Annotated in this window: 22 protein-coding genes; 13 read left to right on the top strand and 9 right to left on the bottom strand. The window is 30.4% G+C overall.

The window, feature by feature from the left end:
- The first annotated feature begins 514 nt into the window (after positions 1-514).
- Genes aspS through WHD08_RS08620 form a run of 7 tightly spaced genes read left to right on the top strand, consistent with a single transcriptional unit; the run spans position 515 to position 10,380 of the window.
- Positions 515-2,269: an aspartate--tRNA ligase gene (gene aspS / locus WHD08_RS08590; protein ID WP_208891112.1), complete on the top strand. Its 1,755-nt coding sequence runs from the start codon at positions 515-517 to the stop codon at positions 2,267-2,269.
- Positions 2,270-2,314: 45 nt separating this feature from the next.
- Positions 2,315-3,022 carry a DUF6503 family protein gene (locus WHD08_RS08595; RefSeq protein WP_208891111.1) on the top strand — a complete coding sequence of 236 codons (708 nt, stop codon included), beginning with the start codon at positions 2,315-2,317 and terminating at the stop codon, positions 3,020-3,022.
- A 54-nt stretch (positions 3,023-3,076) separates the two neighbouring features.
- Positions 3,077-5,554, top strand: coding sequence for a DUF2339 domain-containing protein (locus WHD08_RS08600; RefSeq protein WP_208891110.1), 2,478 nt, complete (start codon positions 3,077-3,079; stop codon positions 5,552-5,554).
- On the top strand, positions 5,523-6,767 hold the full coding sequence (locus tag WHD08_RS08605) for a hypothetical protein (RefSeq protein WP_340833803.1): 1,245 nt from the start codon (positions 5,523-5,525) through the stop codon (positions 6,765-6,767). Before WHD08_RS08600 ends, WHD08_RS08605 begins: the two co-directional genes overlap by 32 nt.
- A gap of 30 nt (positions 6,768-6,797) precedes the next feature.
- Positions 6,798-8,582: a chloride channel protein gene (locus WHD08_RS08610; RefSeq protein WP_208891108.1), complete on the top strand. Its 1,785-nt coding sequence runs from the start codon at positions 6,798-6,800 to the stop codon at positions 8,580-8,582.
- A 41-nt stretch (positions 8,583-8,623) separates the two neighbouring features.
- Positions 8,624-9,220, top strand: coding sequence for a hypothetical protein (locus tag WHD08_RS08615; RefSeq protein ID WP_244183337.1), 597 nt, complete (start codon positions 8,624-8,626; stop codon positions 9,218-9,220).
- 35 nt (positions 9,221-9,255) lie between these two features.
- Complete coding sequence (locus tag WHD08_RS08620; protein ID WP_208891106.1) at positions 9,256-10,380, top strand: glycerate kinase; 1,125 nt, start codon at positions 9,256-9,258, stop codon at positions 10,378-10,380.
- 4 nt (positions 10,381-10,384) lie between these two features.
- Here the strand turns inward: WHD08_RS08620 and WHD08_RS08625 are convergent, their stop codons facing one another.
- A complete protein-coding gene (locus tag WHD08_RS08625; protein WP_208891105.1) occupies positions 10,385-10,918 on the bottom strand; it encodes a hypothetical protein in 534 nt (177 codons plus the stop codon).
- A 4-nt stretch (positions 10,919-10,922) separates the two neighbouring features.
- A complete protein-coding gene (gene glpQ / locus WHD08_RS08630) occupies positions 10,923-11,900 on the bottom strand; it encodes a glycerophosphodiester phosphodiesterase (RefSeq protein WP_208891104.1) in 978 nt (325 codons plus the stop codon).
- A 48-nt stretch (positions 11,901-11,948) separates the two neighbouring features.
- Here glpQ and WHD08_RS08635 point away from each other — a divergent pair, with 48 nt between their 5' ends.
- Positions 11,949-12,188 (top strand): hypothetical protein, encoded by a 240-nt coding sequence (locus WHD08_RS08635; protein ID WP_208891103.1) that lies wholly within the window; start codon positions 11,949-11,951, stop codon positions 12,186-12,188.
- Between the two features lie 217 nt (positions 12,189-12,405).
- Here WHD08_RS08635 and WHD08_RS08640 read toward each other — a convergent pair whose 3' ends face one another.
- Entirely contained in the window at positions 12,406-13,383 is a 978-nt protein-coding gene (locus WHD08_RS08640) for an endonuclease (RefSeq protein ID WP_208891102.1), read from the bottom strand.
- A 277-nt stretch (positions 13,384-13,660) separates the two neighbouring features.
- Between WHD08_RS08640 and hflX the strand changes: the two genes are divergently transcribed.
- Together hflX and WHD08_RS08650 are read left to right on the top strand one after the other, a co-directional pair.
- Positions 13,661-14,872: a GTPase HflX gene (hflX, locus tag WHD08_RS08645; RefSeq protein WP_208891101.1), complete on the top strand. Its 1,212-nt coding sequence runs from the start codon at positions 13,661-13,663 to the stop codon at positions 14,870-14,872.
- A 34-nt stretch (positions 14,873-14,906) separates the two neighbouring features.
- A complete protein-coding gene (locus WHD08_RS08650; RefSeq protein WP_208891100.1) occupies positions 14,907-15,620 on the top strand; it encodes a VIT1/CCC1 transporter family protein in 714 nt (237 codons plus the stop codon).
- Between the two features lie 34 nt (positions 15,621-15,654).
- On the opposite strand, the gene WHD08_RS08655 is transcribed toward WHD08_RS08650, so the two are convergent.
- From WHD08_RS08655 to WHD08_RS08680, 6 genes are all read right to left on the bottom strand, one after another.
- Positions 15,655-16,770 carry a CNNM domain-containing protein gene (locus WHD08_RS08655; RefSeq protein ID WP_208891099.1) on the bottom strand — a complete coding sequence of 372 codons (1,116 nt, stop codon included), beginning with the start codon at positions 16,768-16,770 and terminating at the stop codon, positions 15,655-15,657.
- 89 nt (positions 16,771-16,859) lie between these two features.
- Positions 16,860-17,783, bottom strand: a complete 924-nt coding sequence (locus WHD08_RS08660) for a DUF3078 domain-containing protein (RefSeq protein ID WP_165733063.1) — start codon at positions 17,781-17,783, stop codon at positions 16,860-16,862.
- Positions 17,784-17,848: 65 nt separating this feature from the next.
- A complete protein-coding gene (locus WHD08_RS08665) occupies positions 17,849-18,712 on the bottom strand; it encodes a DUF3078 domain-containing protein (RefSeq protein ID WP_208891098.1) in 864 nt (287 codons plus the stop codon).
- A 6-nt stretch (positions 18,713-18,718) separates the two neighbouring features.
- Positions 18,719-19,228: a DUF2480 family protein gene (locus WHD08_RS08670; protein ID WP_165733065.1), complete on the bottom strand. Its 510-nt coding sequence runs from the start codon at positions 19,226-19,228 to the stop codon at positions 18,719-18,721.
- 99 nt (positions 19,229-19,327) lie between these two features.
- Entirely contained in the window at positions 19,328-19,648 is a 321-nt protein-coding gene (locus WHD08_RS08675) for a DUF59 domain-containing protein (protein ID WP_165733066.1), read from the bottom strand.
- 39 nt (positions 19,649-19,687) lie between these two features.
- Positions 19,688-20,113, bottom strand: a complete 426-nt coding sequence (locus WHD08_RS08680) for a SufE family protein (RefSeq protein ID WP_165733067.1) — start codon at positions 20,111-20,113, stop codon at positions 19,688-19,690.
- Between the two features lie 71 nt (positions 20,114-20,184).
- On the opposite strand from WHD08_RS08680, the gene WHD08_RS08685 reads away from it, so the two are divergent.
- From WHD08_RS08685 to WHD08_RS08695, 3 genes are all read left to right on the top strand, one after another.
- Positions 20,185-21,111, top strand: a complete 927-nt coding sequence (locus WHD08_RS08685) for a PfkB family carbohydrate kinase (protein ID WP_208891097.1) — start codon at positions 20,185-20,187, stop codon at positions 21,109-21,111.
- A 67-nt stretch (positions 21,112-21,178) separates the two neighbouring features.
- Entirely contained in the window at positions 21,179-23,077 is a 1,899-nt protein-coding gene (locus WHD08_RS08690; protein ID WP_208891096.1) for an amidophosphoribosyltransferase, read from the top strand.
- A 318-nt stretch (positions 23,078-23,395) separates the two neighbouring features.
- Positions 23,396-25,882, top strand: a complete 2,487-nt coding sequence (locus WHD08_RS08695) for a zinc-dependent metalloprotease (RefSeq protein ID WP_208891210.1) — start codon at positions 23,396-23,398, stop codon at positions 25,880-25,882.
- The last annotated feature ends 302 nt before the right edge of the window (positions 25,883-26,184 follow it).

Below are 26,184 nucleotides of genomic sequence, written 5' to 3' on the forward strand. Positions count from 1 at the left end.
TATTTGTAATCTCAATAAATAGGAAACATTTATTTTAGTCTGAACTTTTCATTTTTCCAATTCCTTAAGATAACATTTTTTCGTCATACTGCCACATCATTTTAAACTTAAATACTCATTATCAATATTTTAAATTTAATTTCATAATTTTAGATTAAGTTGCTTTACACGTAATATTGTCCTTTTTAAAATTCTTATTTCATAAAAAAAATTGATACGTGTAATAGCTTTATCTATAAAAAAAGGCACCAATACGTTACATAAATAAAGAGCATTAGACGGATTTTGCGTTACCGATTGCAGTACTTCGACTACGCTCAGTATAAAATAATGTTTGAGCTCTTTTTTATTCTTTTTCGGAATAAAAAAAGCGAGTGCGGAAAGCGGGATATTTCTCTTTAGAAATGAACGCCCAAAAAACTCATATTCAATAGAAAATGATTATTTTTACAGCTTCAATTAATGAGACTTCTGCCTTTTAGAAAATGGCAGATAAGAATATAAAAATAAAGAAATGTATAGAAGTCATTCTTGTGGCGAGTTAAGAGCATCGCATATAAATACAGAGGTAACCTTAGCAGGTTGGGTACAAAAAAGCCGTGATAAAGGGTTTATGGTTTGGGTAGATTTACGTGATAGATACGGAATTACGCAACTTATTTTTGATGAAGAGCGTACGCCAAAAGAAATGATTGAAAAAGCAAAGTCTTTAGGTAGAGAGTTTGTAATACAAGTTACTGGTACTGTTATTGAGCGTGAAGCTAAGAATTCTAAAATGGATACGGGTGCTGTAGAAGTGTTGGTTTCTAAGTTAGAAATTTTAAACGCATCTGTTACGCCTCCTTTTACAATTGAAGATAAAACGGACGGTGGTGAAGATATTAGAATGAAATACAGATATTTAGATATCCGTAGAAATCCGGTAAAAGACAGTTTAATTTTCCGTCATAAAGTGGCAATGGAAGTTAGAAAGTATTTATCTGATGCTGAATTTATTGAAGTTGAAACACCTTATTTAATAAAATCTACGCCAGAAGGCGCAAGAGATTTTGTGGTTCCTTCTCGTATGAATGAAGGTCAATTTTATGCGTTACCTCAATCTCCACAAACCTTTAAACAACTGTTGATGGTTGGTGGAATGGATAAATATTTTCAGATTGTAAAATGCTTTAGAGATGAAGATTTACGTGCAGACAGACAGCCAGAATTTACACAGATTGACTGTGAAATGGCATTTGTGGAGCAAGAAGATATTTTAAATATTTTTGAAGGATTAACGCGTCACTTACTAAAGGAAGTAAATAATGTTGAGGTGGAGAAATTCCCGAGAATGTTATATGACGATGCAATGAAATTGTATGGAAACGACAAACCAGATATCCGTTTTGGAATGGAATTTGGCGAGTTAAACGCAGTTACACAACATAAAGATTTTGGTGTTTTTAATAGCGCAGAATTGGTAGTTGGTATTGCTGTACCTGGAGGAAATGCATATACAAGAAAAGAAATAGACAATATTATTAAGTGGGTAAAACGTCCGCAAGTTGGTGCTTTAGGAATGATTTATGCGCGTGTAAACGAAGATGGATCTTTTAAATCTTCTGTAGATAAATTCTACGATCAAGAAGATTTAGCAAAATGGGCAGAAATTACGGGTGCAAAACCTGGTGATTTAGTGTGTGTTTTATCTGGTGAAACAAATAAAGTTAGAGCACAATTATCTGCTTTACGTATGGAATTAGCAGAACGTTTAGGCTTAAGAGATCCTAAAGTATTTGCTCCGCTTTGGGTAATAGATTTTCCTTTATTAGAATTAGATGAAGAAACTGGGCATTACCATGCAATGCATCACCCGTTTACTTCTCCAAAACCTGGGCAAATGGAACTGTTAGACACAGATCCTGGAGCAGTGAAAGCTAATGCGTACGATTTGGTTTTAAACGGAAACGAAATTGGTGGTGGTTCTATTAGAATTCACGACAAGCAAATGCAAGCAACTATGTTAAAACATTTAGGTTTTTCTGAAGAAGATGCTAGAGCGCAGTTTGGTTTCTTAATGGATGCTTTTGAATACGGAGCGCCTCCTCACGGTGGATTGGCTTTTGGATTGGATAGATTGGTTGCTATTTTAGGCGGACAAGAAACAATTCGTGATTTTATTGCATTCCCTAAAAATAATTCTGGTAGAGATGTTATGATTGATGCGCCTGCATTTATTGATGATGATCAACTAAAAGAATTAAGCTTGAAATTAAACATTCAAAAATAAATAATTTAAATCCCGCTTTTGCGGGATTTTTTAATCCTTTCCGCTATGAAAAGACTAATTATATTCTTACTCCTTTTTACTTCTATCGCTTCTTTTTCTCAAGAAATTACAGGTGATGAATTGTTAGAAAAATCAATTCAATTTCATGATCCGAACGGAAATTGGGATACCTTTAATGGAACACTTTTTGTTACCATGGAAATTCCTGAAAAATCGAGTAGAAAAAGTAAAATAGGCATTAATTTACCCAAAGAATATTTTTCTGTAAAAGCAACTAGAGACACAATTACTACAGAATACACTGTAGACAAAGGCATTTCTAGTTTTACTTTTAATGGTGATAACAATCTGTCTGAAGCAATTAAAAAGAAATTTAATTTAAATGCTGAACGTGCCAAAATGTATAAAAATTATTATACGTATTTGTTCGGTTTACCGATGAAGTTAAAGGATGAAGGTACAATTATTGATCAAAAAGTAGCAAAGAAAACATTTAAAGGAAAAGAATATTTGGTTTTAAAAGCAACGTATTCTAAAGAAGTTGGCAAGGATACTTGGTACTTTTATTTTGATCCAAGCACGTATGCGATGGAAGTGTATCAGTTTTTTAAAGAGAAAAAAGATAGTGGCGAATACATTTTACTTTCTGGTTTAGAAACAATCAACAATATTAAAATGCCCAAAAATAGAGCTTGGTATTATAATAAAGATGATGGTTATTTAGGAACCGATATTTTATCATCACAAAAATAAAGACTACGCAACACTTAACTTTATTCTAATTCTAGAAAAAATATGTTCTTAAGTATGGAAATAGTACTACTCCTTTTTATCGTTATTTATCTACTAATTACAAACAAAAAAATTAGTTCTAAATTGAAAGATTTACAAACTTCTGTTTTTCAATTAGATGATAAATTACAACACCTACAGCAAAAATCTACTTTTAAACAAGAAGAGAAGGAAGAGGTTATAAAAACTAAAAGTGAACCTGTTTCTAAAAAAGAACCGGAACCTTTAGAAAAAACAATAGTTATAGCAAAAGAGGAACCTATTATTTTTGTTTCTGAAATACCAGAAGTAGTAAAACCTATTTTAAATACTGATGCTAAAATTGCGCCAATAGTTGTTGATAAAAAATTAAATACAAAAGAAGAGAAAAAGAAAGAAAAAGCGATTCCTAAAAAATCTTGGATAGCCGCTTTTAAAGAAAAAAACCCAGATTTAGAGAAGTTTATTGGAGAAAACTTAATTAACAAAATAGGAGTTTTAATTCTTGTTTTAGGAATTAGTTTCTTTGTAAAGTTTGCTATTGATAAAGATTGGATTAACGAACCTGCAAGAGTAGGAATTGGTGTTTTATGTGGATCTTTAATTATGATGATTGCACATAAATTAAAGAAAAATTATGCTTCCTTTAGTTCTGTTTTAGTAGCCGGAGCAATTAGTGTTTTTTATCTTACTATTTATATTGCTTTCCATGAATACCAATTATTTAGTCAGACCGTTGCTTTTTGTATTATGGCAGTAATTACGGCTTTTAGTGCCTTAGTTTCCGTTTCTTATAACAGACAAGAATTAGCAATCTTATCTTTAATTGGTGGTTTTGCAGCTCCTTTTATGCTAAGTACTGGAGAAGGAAATTATGTGGTGTTATTTAGTTATATCGGTATTTTAAATTTAGGTATTCTTGCTATTTCTTATTTTAAAAAGTGGAAAATAGCAACCATTGTAGATTTTGCTTTTACTATTATTTTATTTGGTAGTTGGTGTTTATTAAATATCAATAAAGATAATTTTGAACATAATGGCGCTTTAACTTTTGCTACCATTTTTTACTTTATTTTTAGTCTTACTATTGTTTTAAATAACTTAAAAAATAAAGGTGTATTTTCTAAAATTGAATATTTTATTTTAATAGCAAATACATTTATTTTCTTCGGAATTGGAATGTTAATTCTTAAAGATTTAGAGTCTAACTTCACAGGATTATTTACGTTATTATTGGCAGTTTACAATGTAGCTTATGCAACTATTTTGTATAAGAAATTCGGTTTAGACAAAAACGCCATTTATATTCTAATTGGTTTGGCACTAACATTTGTTACGTTAACCATTCCTATTCAGTTTAACGGAAACCAGATTACTCTTTTCTGGGCTGCAGAAGTAGTTTTATTATTTTGGTTATCTAAAAAATCTAAAATTGAATCTTTTAAATTTGGTGCAATTATAGTACAAGTTTTATCTATTATTAGTTTGCTGCTAGATTGGGAATTGTACGCGTATTCAGAAGAATTATCGGTAGTTTTTAATCCGTTATTTATAGCTGGTTTTGTAGTTAGTGTCTCTCTATTTTTAACCTATTGGTTATTAAAAAAAGAAGGAAATATGGTTACTAAATATTTCACTTTAAAGATAAACGTTTACAAGAAAATTGTATTTATTGCTTTTGTTTTAGTTGCGTATTTTACAGGTGCTTTAGAAATTGATTATCAGGCTCATCAATTTTTAGAAAACACTGCATCTGCATTATCTTTTCCTGTTGCATATCATTTTGTATTTGTGGCACTCTTACTATTTTTTACAGAAAAATTAAAGCAGAAAAACATAGAAAAAGCAATCTTATTAATCAGTTGCATTTCAATTTTCGTTTATATAGGTAACTTCTACAAGCTACCAACAGATGAAGTTGCAGAAAACCTTGCCCTTTCTATACATAGCAATTATGCTTTCTATTTGCATTATATAATTTTAGCATGTCTTATTTATTTTGGAGTTCAATTATTTAAAAAGACAACTACTTTATTTAACATAAAACCGAAACAAAGTAAATGGCTGCCTTGGGTATTTGTATTTGCTATTGTGTACACATTAAGTAATGAAGTGATGGTACATGGAGTTCATTTTTCTGATAATTCATCAATTATTACTGAGTTAAATGCACAAACAAATGATTACTCAAAATACGATATTATAGATAACAAAATAGATGCAGTACAAGACCAAATAATTAAAATTGGGTATCCTATTTTATGGGGAATTTTCTCCTTTATATTCTTAATTATCGGAATTAAGAAACAGTGGAAAAACTTAAGAATTATTGCACTTTCTTTATTAGGAATAACCATTATAAAACTATTTGCGTACGATATTAAAAATGCTTCTGAAACAGGAAAAATAGTCGCCTTTATATTATTAGGTGTTTTAATCTTGATTATTTCGTTTGTGTATCAGAAAATTAAAAAATTAGTAAATGACAAAACTCAAGAAGATGAAGAGATATAGCTTTTTAATCGTTTTTTTTATCGGACTAACTTGTTTTAGTCAGAATTATAAAGGCTCTTTAAACAGTGTTGAAAAAGACGGTTTACATAAAATAATGTTGACTCCAGAAATAAGGTCTGCAAGTAAAAATAATTTTAATTTTATTAGAATAAAAGATAGCGCAAACAAAGAAGTGCCTTATGTTTTAAAATATCATTCAGATCAATTATTTTCTACTTTTTCACCTATCAAAATTTTATCAAACGAAAGAATTAAAGATTCTATTACTGCTGTTATTCTAGAAAATAAAACGAACGAAAAATTAACAAACCTTATTCTTCAGGTTGCGAATACAGATATTTCTAAAACATATCATCTTTATGGAAGCAATGACGCCAAAACATGGTTTGGAATTACATCTAACAACAGTCTATACTTTAAGAACGTTGCCAATAAATCATCCCTAGAAAAAAGGATAGACTTCCCAACAACAACGTATCAGTTCTTAAAAATAGCCTTTAACGATAAAAATTCTTTACCAATAAACATTTTGGGTGTTGGTAAATACATCAACAACTATTTTTCTGAAGCACCAATTACACTTACAGATTATAGTCAGAAAATTACACTTTTAAAAGACAGAAAGGTTACACAGATTAAATTTACAGCTAACAAATCTCATGAAATTAATAGTATTTCATTTGATATTAACACCGCTTTTTATCAACGTAATGCAAAACTAATTATAAATAAAGAACGTAAAATAAAGAAAAGAGTAGAAATTGATCAACAAGTAATTTCTAACTTTCAGTTAAGTTCTAAAACAGAAAACACCTTTTTCTTAAATAATTTAAATGAAAAAGAATTTATTATAGAAATCGAAAATAAAGATAACCCTAGTCTAGAAATTACGAATATTACCTTATTACAAAAGCCTGTTTATATTATATCTGACTTAAAAAAGAAGGAACAATATCAACTAATAATAGATACTACCTTCTCTAAACCTTTTTATGACTTAGGTAATTTTATATCAGAAAAAACATCAATTATAGAAGAAGAAGTATCCGTAAATAATTTTATTAAAACCAAAGCAACACCTGTAATTATAAAAGAGAAACCTTTTTGGGAAACGGCTTTTTTTATGTGGGTTTGTATTATTTTTGTAGGCGTTTTAATAACCTACTTTGCGATGGACTTATTAAAGGATGTAAAGCATCAAGAAAAAAACTAATTTATAAATAATTTTTTATCGATAAAACAAGTGCCAACAACAAAAAACATTTACAGAAAAATATTAATTTGGAGATATAAATACATCTCTGAAAAGCAATTCATATACATACTTAGCATCCTTGTTGGTTTTTTAGCAGGTTTTGGAGCTGTTATTTTAAAAAATTTAACACACTTTTTTCAGCATCTTTTAGAAGGAAATCTGGTAAGAGATTATCACCATGCTTTTTACTTTCTTTTTCCGATTATTGGTTTAACAATTGTATATTTTATCATAAAATATGTGATTAGAAACAAGGTAAGTCACGGTATTCCTTCTACGCTATATGCTATTTCCAAAAGAAAAGGAATTATGAAGCGTTACCAAATGTTTGGTTCTATTTTAACAGCGCCAATTACCGTTGGTTTTGGTGGTTCTGTTGGACTAGAGGGACCAACTGTTGCAACAGGTGCAGCAATTAGCTCTAATGTTGCCAGGTTGTTTCATTTAAATCAGACTTCAAGAACCTTATTAATTGGTTGTGCATCTGCCGCTGCGCTTTCAGCCATATTTAAAGCACCAATTGCCGCTATTATTTTTGCCATAGAAGTATTTAGCTTAGACTTAACAATTGCCTCTATGATGCCTTTACTTTTAGCGTCATTATCTGCAATTATAACCTCTCGTTTCTTTTTTGGTTCTGATGTTTTACTTCCGTTTGAAATAACGGATGTTTTTACAATTGGCAACATTCCTTATTACTTAATTTTAGCAACAGCAACAGGCTTAGCTTCTATTTACTTTACCGAGGTTTATGATAGAATTCAGAAACTTTTTGACAAAATAGACTCTCCAGTAAAACGTTTATTAGTTGGTGGAATTGGTTTAGGAGTATTAATTTTTTTTATTCCGCCTTTATATGGTGAGGGTTTTGAGGTTATTAATAATTTAATTGCAGGAAACCCACAAGAAGCTTTAAAAAACAACTTTATGAACTTAGATTTAACTAATGTTTGGGTTGTTATTATCTTATTATTTGGCTTAGTTTTATTTAAAGTGATTGCAAGTGCCTTAACTTTTGGCGCAGGTGGAGTTGGTGGTATTTTTGCACCTACTTTATTTATGGGAAGTCTTTTAGGAAATTGTGTTTCTAAAATAATTAATACTACTGGTTTATCTAATGTTTCTGAAAGTAATTTTACTTTGGTAGGAATGGCTGGCTTAATGGCAGGGGTGCTACATGCTCCTTTAACTGCTATCTTTTTAATTGCGGAATTAACTGGAGGCTATGAACTTTTTATTCCGTTAATGCTAACCGCTACAATTTCTTACCTAATAGCTAAATATGTACATCCATATTCTGTGTACGCAATGCAGTTAGGTAGAAAAGGAGAATTAATTACACATAACAAAGACCATGCTGTCTTAACTTTAATGGATATTAATAGAGTTATTGAAAATAATTTTGTTCCTGTTTATTCAGATATGGATTTAGAAAGTATGGTTAAACAAGCAGTTGTAAAATCTAACAGAAATATTTTCCCTGTAATTAATAAGAAAAATAATAAACTAACAGGTATTATTTTACTAGACGATTTAAGACCTATTATGTTTGATCAAACCTTATATAAAACCATTTTTGCTAGAGATATTATGCAGCATCCTCCAGAAATAATTATCATAGGTCTAGATAAAATGACAGATATTATGAGGAAGTTTAAAGAAAGTGGTGCTTGGAACTTACCAGTTGTTAAAGAAGGAAAATATATTGGTTTTATCTCTAAATCAAAATTATTAACGGCTTACAGAAATAAACTAATAGAAGTTACGTCATAAAACTATAGAAGAAAATGAGGCAAAATAGTTTTTCAACAAATATGAGAACAAAATCTAACAAAGAGTTAGCAACCATTCTCACTGAAAAAGATAAATATACAGAAGAAGCTTTGCAAGCTGTTACCTGGGAACTAGAGGATAGAAACATATTAGAAAAACCTACCATTGTTATAGAGGATACGCCTACAGAAAGCACCGCATCTGAGTCTCCTATTCCTAAAGAAAAAATAGAAAGTAATAAGAGTCCTTTTGAAGAATTAGAAGTACCTGTTTTATATTCTAAAAATGCAATCCTCGGTTTTACCATTTTCTTTTCCACCATATTTGGTGCTGTTTTACTAATGCAAAACTTAAAACAGATGAACAAGCCCAAAGTAAGAAATCAAGTTCTTATTTTTGGATTGGTATATACTCTTTGCTCTACGATACTTTTAAATTATCTACCCAAATCTATTTTCACAACTTTAATATTGAATGTTATAGGTTACGCTGTGTTGACAGAATATTTCTGGAATACCCATTTAGGAAAATATTTAGTTCATCAGAATAAACAAATATGGAAAATATTAGGTATTTCTATGCTAATTGTATTTGCTCTTATTTTCCTACTTTTTTTAACTCAAAATTTAGAACAATAGCTTTCTTTCTGTTTAAATAAATTAAAAGAAGGGAAATGAAAATAGTACTAGCTCCAGATAAATTTAAAAACTCTTTAACAGGGTTAGAGTTTTGCACTATTGTTGAAAAAGGAATTTTAGAAGAATTCCCGAATACAGAAATTCTTAAATTACCACTAGCAGATGGTGGTGATGGTACTATTGAAATTGTAGAATACTACCTAAAAGGACGTACCATAAATGTAAAAGTGAATAACCCTTTTTTTGAAACTATAAATGCAACTTACATTTATTCAGAAAAAACAAAAACAGCTTTTATTGAAATGGCAGAAGCTTCTGGCCTTAAACTTTTAAAACCAGCACAATTCGATTGTAAAAATGCCACTACCTTAGGTACAGGAGAAATGATTGTTGAAGCGATTAATAAGGGTGCTAAAACTATTATTATAGGTATTGGAGGCAGTGCAACCAACGATTGCGGTATAGGAATGGCAACGGCTTTGGGTTATCAGTTTTTAGATGAAAATAATAAAAAAGTAAAACCTATTGGCGCAAATTTATCGAATATAAAATCGATAGATGTTACTAATGTTCATCCTAAATTAAGCGCTGTAGATTTTAAAATAGCTTGCGATGTTACCAACCCATTATACGGAAAAAATGGTGCAGCCTATGTTTATGGTTCACAAAAAGGAGCCTCGAAAGACGAAATTATAATGTTAGATAAAGGCTTACAAGATTTTCCTGAAATTCTAAATGCTATTTTCACAATCGATGTTCAGTCTGTAAAAGGTGCTGGTGCTGCAGGTGGAATGGGAATTGCTAGTAAATTATTCTTAAACGGAACTTTAGAACCTGGTATTCAATTGATAAAAAATATCGCAAATTTTGATGCTCAAATTGAAGGTGCAGATTGGATTATTACTGGTGAAGGAAAACTAGACACACAAACTATGTCTGGCAAAACAATTCAAGGCGTGTTGACTTCCGCAGTAGCCAAAAAAATAAAAGTTGCTGCTTTTTGTGGCGCTATAGATTTAGACGGAAAACAACCAGAAGATTTTGGAATTCAATATACCGATGCTGTTATAAATTACGCGAAGGACTTAGAAGATTCTATGAAAAATAGTGCAAAATACCTAAATTTATTATCAAGAAAATTCGCACTAAAAAAAAATTAAAACACTAGTTCCAAGGCTCTTCATTAGGCTCTAATTGCTTCTGACTTGGCATAATACTTTTATAGTCTTGCTCAGTTGCTTCTATTTTTAAACAAGAAAATAATAAGAAACAAACGGCTAAATCATTTTTATCTAAAAGCTGTAATTTAATACTGTCTTTAAAATCATTATCAGAAAAAGACTCATCAATTTCTGCAATCTTTTCTCCGTTTTTTAGAATCGATATTTTCTTTTTAAAATGGATATTCGTTTCATAAGTAACCTCATCAACATCTATAGAAAAGATGGTTTTTCTATTATTCTGAGAAATTAATTCGGTTAAAACGTCCTGACTATTTTTTATGGTAAATACCATTTTCCATTTCCAAAATTGAAATTGTTTGGTAATCTTATAAATTATTTTATCGTCTGAATTAAAAACCTCAGAACCAAACTTCCCAAAATCCATAAACCACTTAGATGTGTATAATTTTTCTTCGGATGAAAAAAGATCTAAAGTATTATTAAAGTGTTTTATTTTATATAAATGAGTGTTCATTGAATTACTTTTCTTTTAAAAAATTGACTACCAAATCTGGAAAATCTGTAAAAGCACCATCAATATTTGCTTCTATTAAGAGTGTTTCCATCATCTGGTCAAAGGTAGTGAACTCATCTAAAGAATCGGCTCTAAAAGTATAAGGATGCACTTTTAAACCCAATTTATGCGCATCGGAAACTAATGTGGTAAACTGCCACTTCTCTCCTACTTTTTTATCTAATATTTGCTTGTACCAAGGACCTATTCCGTCTGCATACGTTGCAAAATGTGTCAATTGTTTTGCTTCTTCTTCAAATTCTATTAATTGCACCAAAAATAAGTCAGATTTTAATGCTACACGAATTCTCTCTAGCTCTGCTGCATCAAAACATTGTAAAATGCAATTATCCTTTTTTGTTTTGTAACCGTAATCAGCAAGTATCTCTAAAACAATTTCGGTTATCTTTCTTCCTTCTTTTTGATGAAAAGCTGGTTCTTTAATTTCTGGATAAATTCCGATATTCTTTCCAGTAGCTTTATTTAAACCTTGTATCAGTTCTATTTCTTCTTCAAAAGAATGCAGTTTAAAATTCCCTTTTCCCTTCGGGTAACGGTTTGGGTAAAACTGTTCGCCTGTTTCATGATTAAAACGCTCCGTTACCTTTAGCGTTTGCAATTCATCAAAAGTAAAATCTATCACATAAAATCGATTGTCTTTTCTTTTTCTATCAGCAAATTTTACAGCAACATCCGTTACATCATCTAAATAAATATCATGAATTACAATAGGTACATTGTCTTTACTCAACACCAAATCTTGCTCAATAAAATGAGGATTCATAGCATACGCCATCGCTTTGGCTTCCATAGTATGTTCTGGCAAATAACCAGAAGCACCTCTGTGAGCAATCACTATTTTAGTATCCATATTCGTTTCTTTTTTAGGTGAATTGCAAGAAAAAAGTAGCAAACCAATCAAAAATAATGAAATTGAGTTCATTTCTATAAAATATATCAATTAAAGATATAACTTTTGTAATTTTGCAATATGAAGTTAATGTTAAAAATAATGTTTGTCATCTTTTTAATTTGGATGGCAGTTGGAATGTACCTTATAAATATAGGTCACGAAAAAGCACAAATTGTAATGGGCTTAGGTGTCTTTTACTTTTCTTTTCTATTTATGCCTTTCTTTATTTACTACAGATACAGAGATGGAAAATACAAGAAGTATATTTTAAATGATGAAAAATTAAAGGCCGCTTTTAAAGGTTTTGGAAAGGATTAATTAGTTCTCCTTTTAATAATTTTACCGTATACCAAAATGAATGCGTTAAAAAAACAAGAACGCATCAGTTTTCACACGAGCGAGACGTTTGCGTTAGCGAAAACGGAACAAAACATAAACGCTAGTGCGAGCGTCTCGCTCGTTCCACAACAAGTGAATTTCAAAAAAATAGTATCAGAGTTTACAAGGCCAAAGGACTATATCTATCAAATTTCTATTAATCTTCCTTTTTAAAATACAAATACACAGGAAAATGGTCTGAAAAACCTCCTTGATACCAAGGACCAATATACGTTCTAAACGGACTTCCTTTTAATTTTCCTTTAAATATTTTAAGCCATTTCTTATTAAAAACTTCCGCATGCTTAAAATAGATTTGACCTTCTTTTTTATCTAAAAAGTTCTTGGTAATAATTATCTGATCAAATAAATTCCATTTACCTTCATAGGTTAAAGAACCAATAGCATTTCTATCCAATATCTTTTCCATCGGATTGTAAAAATCATCCGTCACTAAATATTCTTTAATAGATTTACTGGTTGGATCATCGTTAAAATCACCCATAATCAAAATTTTTGCATTATAATTTTTAGCTTGTATTCCTGCTATAATTACTCTTGCTAATTTTGCTGCATCAATTCTTTTTGGTTCAGACTCTTCTATTCCCTCTCTTCTAGAGGGCCAATGATTTACCAAAACATGGACTAATTCTCCTTTTAAATTCCCAGAAACCACTAAAATATCTCTTGTATAATCTCTCTTTCCTTCATCTCCTTCTAAATACAACGGAAAATGTTCTGAGTCTATCAATTCGAATACTTCTTTATTGTATAAAAGTGCTACATCAATCCCTCTATCATCCGGAGAATCATAATGTACAAAACCATAATGATGCTTTTTTAAATCTTTAGAATTCACCAAATCTCTTACAACTTTTGCATTTTCTACCTCTACCAAACCAACAAGTGCAGGTACATCATAAGATCTTTCTTTACCTAATTGAGAAATTACAGAACCTAGTTTTTTAATCTTGTCTCTGTAACGTTTATTATTCCAATGATTTTTTCCATTGGCTGTAAAATCATCATCAAAAGTTTTTGGATCATCTACTGTATCAAATAAATTTTCTACGTTGTAAAAACCAACAGTAAAAATATCTTTACTCCTTTTAGATGATAAAAAAAATGATTGCATGTATACTTAATTTTTGTGAAACGTAAAAATAGACAAATAAACTTTTGGTACTCGTAACTTAAATTATATGTTTTGTTAACATTAACGTATTCTAAATTACGTTTTTCTAATATAAGTTTGCAGTGATTAAAATAAGCGTGAATATTAAACCTTTAAAAACCACTGCTATAAGAAGAAAAAGTATTGAATTTGAATTTGAATTAATTATTAAAATCCTTAATTTTATTGAGGATTTTTTTATGCATTTACAAATCAAATCTTTGTATTTTTGTTGTCTATGATAGACGAACGCGAAGTAATATCGGAAAAAGCTGTTTTAATTGGAATTATATCTCAGAAACAAGATGAAACTCAATCTACAGAATACTTAGATGAATTAGAGTTTTTAACGCTTACTGCAGGTGGAGTTGCCGTAAAACGTTTTGTCCAAAAGATGGAAAAACCAAATCCTAAAACTTTTTTAGGTGTTGGTAAATTAGAAGAAGTTAGAGATTATATTGAATCGAATCATATTGGAACTGCCATTTTTGATGATGAATTATCTCCTGCTCAAATACGTAATATTGAAAAGGTTTTAGATTGTAAAATCTTAGATAGAACCAACTTAATCTTAGATATTTTTGCACAAAGAGCACAAACAAGCTCTGCAAAAACACAAGTAGAATTGGCTCAATGTCAATACTTATTACCACGTTTAACAAGATTATGGACACACCTTGACAAGCAAAAGGGTGGTATTGGTATGCGTGGACCTGGAGAAACAGAAATAGAAACAGATAGACGTATAATTAGAGATAAGATTTTTCTTTTAAAGCAAAAATTAAAAACCATTGACAAACAAATGGGTGTGCAACGTAAAAACCGTGGAAAAATGGTTAGAGTTGCTTTAGTTGGTTACACAAATGTTGGTAAATCTACCTTAATGAATGTAATTAGTAAGAGTGATGTATTTGCAGAAAACAAATTATTTGCAACTTTAGATACTACTGTTAGAAAAGTGGTTATTAAGAACATTCCATTTTTATTAACAGATACTGTTGGTTTTATTAGAAAACTACCTACACAATTGGTAGAATCTTTTAAATCTACGTTAGATGAAGTTAGAGAAGCAGATTTATTATTACATGTAGTAGATATTTCTCATCCAAATTTCGAAGATCATATTGCTTCTGTAAATTCTGTTTTAGCAGATATAAAATGTGCAGACAAACCTTCTGTTATGGTCTTTAATAAGATTGATGCATATTCTCATGAAACTATTGATGAAGATGATATTGTAACAGAAAAAGGTAAAGAGCATTATACATTACAAGATTGGAAAAAAACTTGGATGAATGATTATGATGTAGATTCTATTTTTATATCCGCTTTAAACAAAGATAATTTAGAAGACTTTAAAGAGAAAACCTACGAAGAAGTGAAGAAAATTCATATTCAACGTTTTCCTTATAACGATTTCTTATATTATGAATATAAAGAAGAAGAGTAAATAATTATGATTTGATAAAATAAACTTCATTGAGATGAACAAAAGCTCCACAGAATTAGTCGACCATTTAGAGAAACACTATATACATAGAAGTAATTGGTTAAGGGCAGCTGTTTTAGGAGCAAATGATGGAATTTTATCTACCGCAAGTTTGGCTATTGGTGTTGCTGCTGCTAGTGATTTAAGAGAACCTGTAATTCTAGCAACTTTAGCTGGTTTGGTTGCAGGCGCTTTATCTATGGCAGCAGGAGAATATGTTTCTGTAAGTTCTCAAACAGATATTGAATATGCAGACATTGAAAGAGAAAAAGTAGAATTAGAAGAAATGCCAGAACTTGAGTTACAAATGTTGGCAAGAATCTACGAAAAGAGAGGACTTAAAAAAGAAACAGCATTAATTGTTGCTGAAGAATTGACAGAAAATGATGCGTTAGCAGCACATATTAGAGATGAATTAGGTATTAATGAAATTAGTCAGGCAAATCCTATTCAAGCTGCAGTAGCATCCGGAGCGGCTTTTACAATTGGTGGCCTACTTCCTTTTTTGGTAACTCTTTTTCTGCCTTTAGAAAATTTAGAATACTACATTTACGCTTCTTCCATACTTTTTCTAATGACTTTAGGGGCATTAGCGGCTAAAGCAGGCGGTTCTAATATTAAAAAAGCAGTTTTAAGAATCACTTTTTGGGGTACAGCTGCTATGGGATTAACAGCCTTAGCTGGCTATTTATTTAATGTAAATATCTAAAAAGGACTCGTGTTATAAACTTTGTAAGTAAAAGTTATTCCTCCTTTTTATCATCATTTATTCCCATTTTTTTTATTCGGTTTTTCCAAGAATTTTTAGCATGAGCTTGTAAGTCTGCAACAGAGTCACTTTCATCCATTATCTCTAAACCTAATAAAGTTTCTATTACATCTTCTTGAGAAACAAGTCCGCTTACAGAACCATATTCATCTACAACCAACGCAATATGTTCTTTCTGTCGAATCAGTTTGTCAAATAAATCTGCAATCGATAAATCCCTGTCTGTAATTATAATATTTCTTTTTATAGAAGCTAAGGTCTCTGCTCCTTTTCCACTAATTATTGCTTCAAATAAATTATCCTTTAGAACATATCCTGTAATTTCATCTGGATTTTCAGCAAAAACAGGAATTCTAGAATAACGTAATTTTTTATGCTCATTATAAAAAGTTTCTATCGTTTGGCTTTCATCTGCTATTTCTAAAACAGATCTAGGTGTCATTACATCATTTACTTTAATCCCTTTAAAACCTAATAAGTTTCTAATAACCTTACCTTCGTTTTCATGAAAAACCCCATCTTTTTCAGCTATTTCTGTCATTACTAAAAAGCCTTCTCTACTTAAAACACTGCCATGTCCTTTGCCTCCAATTAATTTTGTAGTTAATTGTAAAACCCAAATAAAACCTGTCCATTTTAAAGGAAAAATCATAATATTTAAAGCCTTGGTAGTAAAATTAGCTAACTGTCTCCAATAAGTGGCTCCAATTGTTTTAGGGATAATTTCTGATGCAACTAAAATTAAAATAGTCATTATTGTAGATACAACACCCACCATAACATCTTCTGTTAATTTAATACCCAAAATAGTTTTAGTAGAAGTACCATACATTTCTGCATAGGCAACTTTTGCTTGTACACCAACTAAAATAGCCCCTACAGTATGTGCAACTGTATTAATTGTTAAGATTGCTATTAAGGGTTTGTCTACATCTTTCTTTAACGCCTCTAACTGTATTGCATACTCTAACCCTTCTTTCTTTTTTAGGTTGATAAAAGTTGGTGTAATACTAAGTAAAACTGCCTCTAGAATAGAACACAAAAATGAAAAGAAAACAGAAACGGTAGCGAAAATTATTAATAATGTCATCAACAAAGGTTTAGAATGTAAAAGTAAGGAAAATAAAAAACCTCAAGAATTTCTTCTTGAGGTTTAAATAAAATATTATTTGATATTACTTAAAAAGCATAACTCAAACCTAGTAAATAGTAAGATTGTAATTTGTTATCTATATTGTCAAAAGTAGCTGTAGGAACAACAGCATTATCTAAAGCATTGTTTAAAGCTTCTTGTTTATTTTGACGTAAACCTAACTCAAAACCAACTCCAATTCCTTTCCAAATTGTATAAGCAAAAGAGTTTGTAAATGTCCAGTTAGATAAATCTGATGTATCATAGCTTTGAAACATAGATAAATTAGACTTTACACTTAGTTTACCATATTTCTGTGTGTAATCTGCTACAACTTTAGCACCTAAAGAAGATTCGAAAACTGTATCTCCACTACTAAAAACAAAATTGTAGTTTCCTGGATGTATAACAACCACTAAATTATTTGTTGGTGTCCAAGTAGTACCAATACCTAAATCTAAATACCCTGGGTCGTTAAAATTATCTATAATTGTGGTTCTATATTCTGCTAAACCAGAAAGTGCCCATTTTTTATTTAATCTCTTACCATATAAAGAGCTAATTGTAAATACATCTGTAGTAGCTTCAAAATCTTCATCTCCAGGAACTCCTTCTTCATCTAGTTTTACCCAACCTAAATTAACCGCAGCAGAGTTTCTCCAGAAAAAATCTTCTTTAATTAAATTAGCAAAACCATTTACTGTAATACCTATATTACCAGCAGTTGCTGTAGGTGCAGTTCTAGAATACCAGTTATTAAAACCAGAAAAACTACCTCCAATTGTACCAAAAGCACCTTTTCTCCATCCTGGAAGTGCATCAATTTTTGATTGTAATGCTTTTACCTCTCCTTGTAATTTAGCAATTTCTGCTTTTTTAGGAGCTTGTTCTTTTTTTAATTCTTCAGCTGTTTGTCCATTAATGGATAAACTAGTTAATACCAATAAAAATAAAATTGATAACTTCTTCATCTTTTTGTTTTTTTAAAATTTGAGTGTGCAAAAATACACTTTTTCTTATTTAGACAATAAAAATATTAATAAGTCACTTTTTGGTGGAAATTATAATTTAAACCTAAACCAAACATTTCTCTAAACTGAACACTACTAGAAGCATTGTCATCAATTACTGTTTGAAAAGTCATTTGCATTTTTATAGACTTATTTACCTTAAAACTAATATTTGTTTGGTAATCAACATCCACATTACCAACATCATTCAAATAATCTGAATACATGGTTAAAATATTTTCCATTTCAATATTATCCATCAAAGTAAATTTATAAAGTCCAGATAAGTTAAAACCTAAACTAAACGCGGTATTACTATCTTCATCAACACCAAATTCACCTGAAAAATCATCATTTACAAAAGTATATCTTGCGGTTGATGGCGCTATATTTATATTTAATCTATCTGATCTCTTCCATAACATACCAGGACCAAAAGTTAAATATGCAGGTGAAAAAAAGTCTGAAACAACCAACTTAGGTTCATTGGTATAATTATAGCCTTTTGAATATTGTGATTTTAAATTACCTAGAAACGAAAAAAACCAATAATTAGATGTTTTGTACCCAAATAAACTATTTAACTCAAAACGATCAATTGTTTTACGATGCCCTTTTTCACTAAAATGACTAATACCATAGCCTGTTATCATTCTAGTATCCCAGTTTACATTGTCTTTTTTGTAATTAAAATTATAATCTACCGTTAAATTTCCTGCAACTGTATTTTCTCCTCCAGAAGACCAATTAGAAAAGGAAGATTGATTAAAAACAAAACTAAATTTACCGTTAATTTTCCATTTAGGAATGGGTAAAGTATCTTTCTTCTTTTTTTGTGCATAAAAAGAAGTAGAAAAAAGAACGAGTAAAAGAAGTAATAATCTTCTCATTGTAAATTATTTTTTAATTTTATATAAAGGCACTGTCGAGCAAGCTTCTCCAAACATAATAGACCTTGCTACAGGTTGTAATTTTTCTATTAAAAAAACATAAGCGGAATTAGGGATTGGCTTATTTGCACACCCTTTTATGATAACTGGTGCATTAATAAATTCCTTAAGATCTAAAAAACCAATTAATTCTTGATAAAGAACTGTTTCTAACAACTCTAAATCTCCAATCACCACTTTATTTGCAAACGGAATTAATTCTGACGCCACTAACATAAAAGCCCAAGAAGGAATTATTGCATCTACAGAACAAGAAATAGCTACAAAACTATTTTTGTATTGAGACCAATCGTGGTTTTGTACCGATTCTCTAAAGTCTTTTTCTTTTAAGATTAACTCTTGAAACAACCAATCTTTAACATCAAATACCACTCTTTTTCCTTCTGGATAGATTTCTTCTAAATCAAAGGTTTTAAGTTTACTATTTGTAACCCTATTTATAATTTCTTCTTGCATTATTAAAGTTTCAAAGTTGAAATTTCTCAATCGCTTAAAAAAGCTCATTTAGAAATGACATTGGTTGTTTTATTCAGAAAACTGTTAGTGAGAACTATTTTATAGCATTCCCAGTTCTAGTTTTGCTTCTTCACTCATCATATCTTGTGTCCAAGTAGGATCAAAAGTAATTTCTACTTCACAGCTTTTAATTTCCTCTAAAGTTTTTACTTTATCTTCAATCTCAACTGGCAAACTTTCTGCTACCGGACAATTAGGTGAGGTTAATGTCATTAATATTTTTGCATTATTATCTTCAGATACAAAAACGTCATAAATTAAACCTAATTCGTAAATATCTACCGGAATTTCTGGATCATAAATTGTTTTTAAAACATTTACAATTTTATCTCCTATTACTTCTAACTCTTTATCTGTCATTATATTTCATTTAACAATTAGTTTTCACCAATTGTATTTTTAATTTCCTAATTTAGTTTGTTGTGCAATGGCATACATTTTTATGTACTTAACCATAGAAACTAAACCATTTGCTCTTGTTGGTGATAAATGTTCTTTTAAACCGATTTCATCAATAAAATCTGTAGAAGCCCCTAAAATATCTACCGGTTTTTGGTTTGAATATACCCTCAATAACAATGCCACAATACCCTTGGTTAATATAGCATCACTATCCGCAGAAAATTTAATAATATCTCCCTCTAATTCAGAATATAACCAAACTTTAGACTGGCAACCTTTTATTAAATTTTCATCTAATTTATTCGCATCCTCAATAATTGGTAACGATTTACCTAACTCTATAATGTACTCATAGCGCTCCATCCAATCATCAAACATAGAAAACTCATCAATAATTTCTTCTTGTATTTCTTTGATAGTCATTTTTAAAACTTATTTTTGCACTTTTTAAAAAGCATTTTATAAAATGCAAAATTACGTATAAAATCTAAGAAATGAGTAAATTATTAGCAGTTGGTACAGTAGCTTTTGATGCAATTGAAACCCCTTTTGGGAAAACTGACAAAATATTAGGTGGATCTGGAACCTATGTAGGTCTAGCTGCAAGTCAATTTGGAGTAAAAACAGGCGTTGTTTCTGTAGTTGGTGGAGATTTTTCTGAATCTTACTTAGAAATGATGAATTCTAAAGGTATTAATACTGATGGAATTGAGGTTGACAAAAAAGGTAAAACTTTTTTCTGGAGTGGTAAATATCATAATGATATGAACTCTAGAGATACTTTAATTACAGAATTAAATGTATTAGAAACTTTTACACCAGTTGTACCAGAAAACTTTAAAGATGCAGGTATTGTAATGTTAGGGAATTTACACCCGTTAACACAAGCATCTGTATTAGATCAAATGACAGAAAGACCAAAACTAGTAGTTTTAGATACTATGAATTTTTGGATGGACATTGCTTTAGATGATTTACATACTGTTTTAAAACGTGTAGATGTAGTAACTATTAATGATGAAGAAGCGCGTCAATTATCTGGAGAATATTCTTTAGTAAATGCAGCTAAAAAGATTCATGAAATGGGACCTAAATATGTCGTAATCAAAAAAGGAGAACATGGTGCTTTATTATTTAATGAAGGAGATATGTTTTATGCGCCTGCATTACCTTTAGCAGAAGTTTTTGACCCTACAGGAGCTGGAGATACATTTGCTGGTGGTTTTTGTGGTTATTTAGCTAAAACAGAAGACATTTCTTTTAACAACATGAAAAATGCAATTATCTACGGTTCTAACCTTGCCTCTTTTTGTGTAGAAAAGTTTGGTACAGAGCGCATGGAAACACTTACAACGGAAGAAGTTAAAAAGCGATTACAAGCTTTTAAAGAATTAACACAGTTTGATATAAAAATATCTTAATTTTAATCCGCGGTTTTTGCTGCGGATTTTTTTTTTCAACAACACAACAAAAAAACTATAAAGACCAATGAGCGATGCTATTAAACATGAATGTGGAATTGCACTTGTTAGATTAAAGAAACCGTTACAGTTTTATAAAGACAAATACGGTTCTGCTTTTTACGGAATTAATAAAATGTATTTATTAATGGAAAAACAGCACAATCGTGGACAAGATGGTGCAGGTTTTGCTAGCGTAAAATTTAATGTAGAACCAGGTACAAGATATATTAGTAGAGTACGTTCTAATCAATCGCAGCCAATACAAGATGTTTTTGCTCAAATTAATGAACGTTTAAATAAAGTTTTAGAACAAAATCCAGACAAAAAAGACGACGTTGCTTGGCAAGAAGAAAACATGCCTTATGTTGGAAACTTATTTTTAGGGCACGTACGTTATGGTACATTTGGTAAAAATAGTATAGAAAGTGTACACCCTTTTTTACGTCAAAGTAACTGGAAACATAAAAACTTAATAGTTGCTGGTAACTTTAACATGACTAATTCTAACCAAATACTTGAAGAATTAATTGAGTTAGGGCAGCACCCTAAAGAATTTACAGATACGGTAACTGTAATGGAAAAAATTGGTCATTTTTTAGAAGATGAAGTTGGCAAATTATACCAAGAAGCAAAGAAAAAAGGATTTAATAAAAGAGATGCTTCACCTTACATCGAAGAAAATTTAAAACTTAAAAAAGTATTAAAAAGATCTTCTAGAAACTGGGATGGTGGTTATGCTATGGCAGGTTTAGTTGGTCATGGAGATGCTTTTGTTTTAAGAGATCCAAACGGAATTAGACCTACTTATTTTTATGAAGATGAAGAAGTTGTAGTTGTCGCTTCAGAAAGACCAGTTATTCAAACTGTTTTTAATGTAAAGATAGAAGACGTTCAAGAATTAGAAAGAGGACATGCTTTAATTATTAAGAAAAGTGGCGTAACTTCAATTAAGAAAATTATAGAGCCTAGAGAAAAATTATCTTGTTCTTTTGAACGTATCTATTTTTCTAGAGGAAGTGATGCTTCTATTTATAAAGAACGAAAAGACTTAGGAAAAATAGTATTCCCAAAGATTTTAGAATCTATTAATAGCGATATTTCTAACACCGTATTTTCTTTTATACCAAACACAGCAGAAACTTCTTTCTACGGAATGGTAGAAGCTGCTGAAGATTTATTAAACCAACAAAAAACAGCTAAAATTTTAGCTGGTGGAACAAAATTATCAGCACAAAAGGTTACAGAAATTTTATCTGAAAGACCTCGTTTTGAAAAAATAGCCATTAAAGATGCAAAATTAAGAACTTTTATTGCAGATGATAGCAGTAGAGATGATTTGGTAGAGCATGTTTATGACATTACATATGGTGTTGTAAAACCTACTGATAACCTAGTTATCATTGATGATAGTATTGTTCGTGGAACAACTTTAAAGAAAAGTATTATTAGAATTTTAGATCGATTAAGTCCTAAAAAGATAGTAGTAGTTTCTTCTGCTCCACAAATTCGTTACCCAGATTGTTACGGAATTGACATGGCAAAAATTGATGGTTTTATTGCTTTTAATGCTGCTCTAGAATTATTAAAAGACACCAATCAATATCATATTGTAGAAGAGGTTTATAAAAAATCTAAAGCTCAACAAGGTGCTAATGATGAAGATGTTGTAAATTATGTAAAAGAAATTTACAAACCTTTTTCAGCAGAAGAAATATCAAAGAAAATAGCAGAAATGCTAAAAACAAAAGATATTAAAGCAGAAGTGGAAGTGATTTATCAATCTATAGAAGGTTTGCATAAAGCATGTCCAGATAATTTAGGAGATTGGTATTTTACAGGAAACTACCCAACTCCCGGAGGAATGAGAGTTGTAAACCAAGCCTTCATTAATTTCTATGAAGGAAATGATAAAAGAGCGTATTAAGCATTACCAAAAATATTTTTTATAGTTAATTTCTATAACAAAAGCTAACATTACTCATCTACAAAAATAAATTGTAGATGAGTTTTTTTTTACTGTAAAAAGAAACGTCAACTATTAAATACACTACTTTAATAGAACTTATTTTAATGAATTCTTCAGATTAAACAACCAAAGGTACTTCTACCCTATGCTATTTACCCAATCTACTTATTAAGAAGCTCTCTTTATTGATTTCCTCCTTTCCCTTTAACATATATTTAAGACTCAATACTTCAGCGTTTTCTTAATTTCGAAACCAATTCAAATAATACTTTAATGATGACAAAAAGATTACTTACTAAATTACTTTTAGTTGCTTTTGTTTTTGGTTTTACAACTCAAACAGAAGCCCAATTTTGGAAGAAGAAAAAGGATGAAACTCCTAAGCAAACTCCAAAAAAGAAACCCGAAAAAGGAGACATTCAGCCTTACGGAAAAGTGGTTACCAAAGACCATAAAACAGACGAAGGTCTATTTAAAGTTCACACAAAAGGTAATTCTTATCTTTTTGAAATACCAGATTCTCTTTTAACAAGAGAAATGTTAATGGTTACAAGAATTGCAAAAACTGCAACCGGAATTGGTTTTGGTGGTGGAAAAACAAACACACAAGTGTTACGTTGGGAAAGAAAGAACAAACAAATTCTATTAAGAATTGTTTCTCATGATATTGTTGCAGATACTATCTTACCAGTTCATAAAGCCGTTGTAAACTCTAACTTAGAGCCTATTCTATTTTCTTTTCCTATAAAAGCAATTAGTAAAGACTCTACAGCAACTGTTATAGATGCTACTTCTTTATTTTCTACAGATATAAAACCTTTAGGTTTTCCTGGTTTTTATAGAAAAGCGTACGGTGTAACAAGAATGGACAAGGACCGTTCTTATATAGAAAGAGTTAGTAGTTACCCTAAAAACATAGAAACAAGACATGTAAAAACATATTTTGCAAGTAAAGCACCTTCTAATAGCTCTTTGGGTTCTATTACTTTAGAAATGAGTAACTCAATGGTTTTACTACCTAAAGTACCAATGAAACGTCGTTATTTTGATGAACGTGTAGGATGGTTTACTAGAGGTCAAGTAGATTATGGTTTAGATGCTCAAAAAAGTAAAACAGTTAAATATTTAGATAGATATCGTTTAGAAGTAAAAGATGAAGATATCGAAAAATTTAAAAGAGGAGAATTAGTAGAACCTAAAAAACAAATTGTTTACTACGTAGATAGGGCAACTCCAGAAGAATGGGTTCCTTATATTATACAAGGTGTAAATGATTGGCAAGTTGCTTTTGAAGCAGCAGGTTTTAAAAACGCTATTATTGGTAAAAGAGCACCAACCAAAGAAGAAGACCCAGAATACAGTCCAGAAGATGTACGTTATTCTGTAATTAGATATTTAGCATCTCCTATTCCTAATGCAAACGGACCTCACGTAAGTGATCCAAGATCTGGAGAAATCTTAGAATCTGATATTAATTGGTATCATAATGTAATGTCTTTATTACACAACTGGTTCTTTATTCAAACTGCGGCAATCAACCCAGACGCAAGAAGTAATAATTTTAAGACTGAAACTATGGGTGAATTAATCAAATTTGTGTCTTCTCACGAGTTAGGGCACACGTTAGGTTTACCTCATAATATGGGAAGTTCTAATGCATATCCTGTAGATTCTTTACGTTCTGCTTCATTTACAAAAAAATACGGAACAGCACCTTCTATTATGGATTATGCTCGTTTTAATTATGTGGCACAACCAGAAGATAAAGGTGTTGCCTTAATGCCAAATATTGGTGTGTATGATAAATATGCAATCTCTTGGGGATACAGACCTATTTTAGATACAGAGGCTAAAGATGAAAAGCCTATTTTAGATTCTTGGATCTTAAAACATGCTGGAGACCCAATGTATAGATTCGGACATCAGCAAGCAGGTGGTGTTGTAGATCCTAGTTCTCAAACAGAAGATTTAGGAGACAATGCAATGAAAGCTTCTATGTATGGAATTAAAAATTTACAAAGAATTTTACCAAGATTAGAAGAATGGACTTCTGATAAAGGTGAAAATTATGATAATTTATCTACGATGTACGGACAAGTATTAGGTCAGTTTAATAGATATATGGGGCATGTAACTGCAAATGTTGGGGGTGTATATGAAAACTATAAAACTACAGACCAAGAAGGTGCTGTTTATACTTATGTAGACAAAGCAACTCAAAAAGAAGCTTTACAATTTGTAATTGATGAGTTGTTTAAAACTCCTACATGGATGTTAGATCAAAACATCTTTAGCAAAACCGAATTTTCTGGTTCTGTAGAAAGAGTACGTGGTTTACAAGCATCAACTTTAAACAATATGTTAAACGCTGGTAGAATGGCTCGTATGATCGAAAACGAAACTTCTAATGGAACAAAAGCATATTCATTAATTAGTATGATGAGCGATTTAAGAAAAGGTGTTTGGAGTGAAATCTACACTGGTAAATCTATTGATACTTACAGAAGAAATTTACAAAGAGCTTATTTAGATAGATTAGATTATCTTTTAAACAAAGCATCAGACCAAAGAGGTGTAAACAGTGGCTATAGAAAAAGTACTGCTATTAACATCAATCAATCTGATGTAAAATCTGTAGCAAGAGGAGAGTTGAAACGTTTACAACGTGATGTAAAATCTGCTTCTAACAGAGGAAACACTTTAACACGTTACCACTTACAAGATGTTGTAGATAGAATTGATACTATTTTAGATCCTAAGTAATATAAACATTTTTTATACATATTTAAAACCTCATCTTATTAATTGATGAGGTTTTTTTGTACCAAATTTCGTTATCTTCAGATATATCGAATAAAAAGTCTCCATATCAATAAAGTTAGCTATAATATAAATTACGAACGTAAAAATGGACATTATAATAATTATAACAGCAAATGGAATACAAATCTAAAGTTTAGTGGCCTTAAAAGAGAGTTTAACAAAAACGATAGGATCAATATATTTTTGTCCGCAATTGCCATAATAAAGTTTCGCCTAATTATTAAAAATATCTAACTTTAAAA

Source organism: Polaribacter sejongensis, from assembly GCF_038024065.1.
GTDB classification, from domain to species: domain Bacteria; phylum Bacteroidota; class Bacteroidia; order Flavobacteriales; family Flavobacteriaceae; genus Polaribacter; species Polaribacter sejongensis.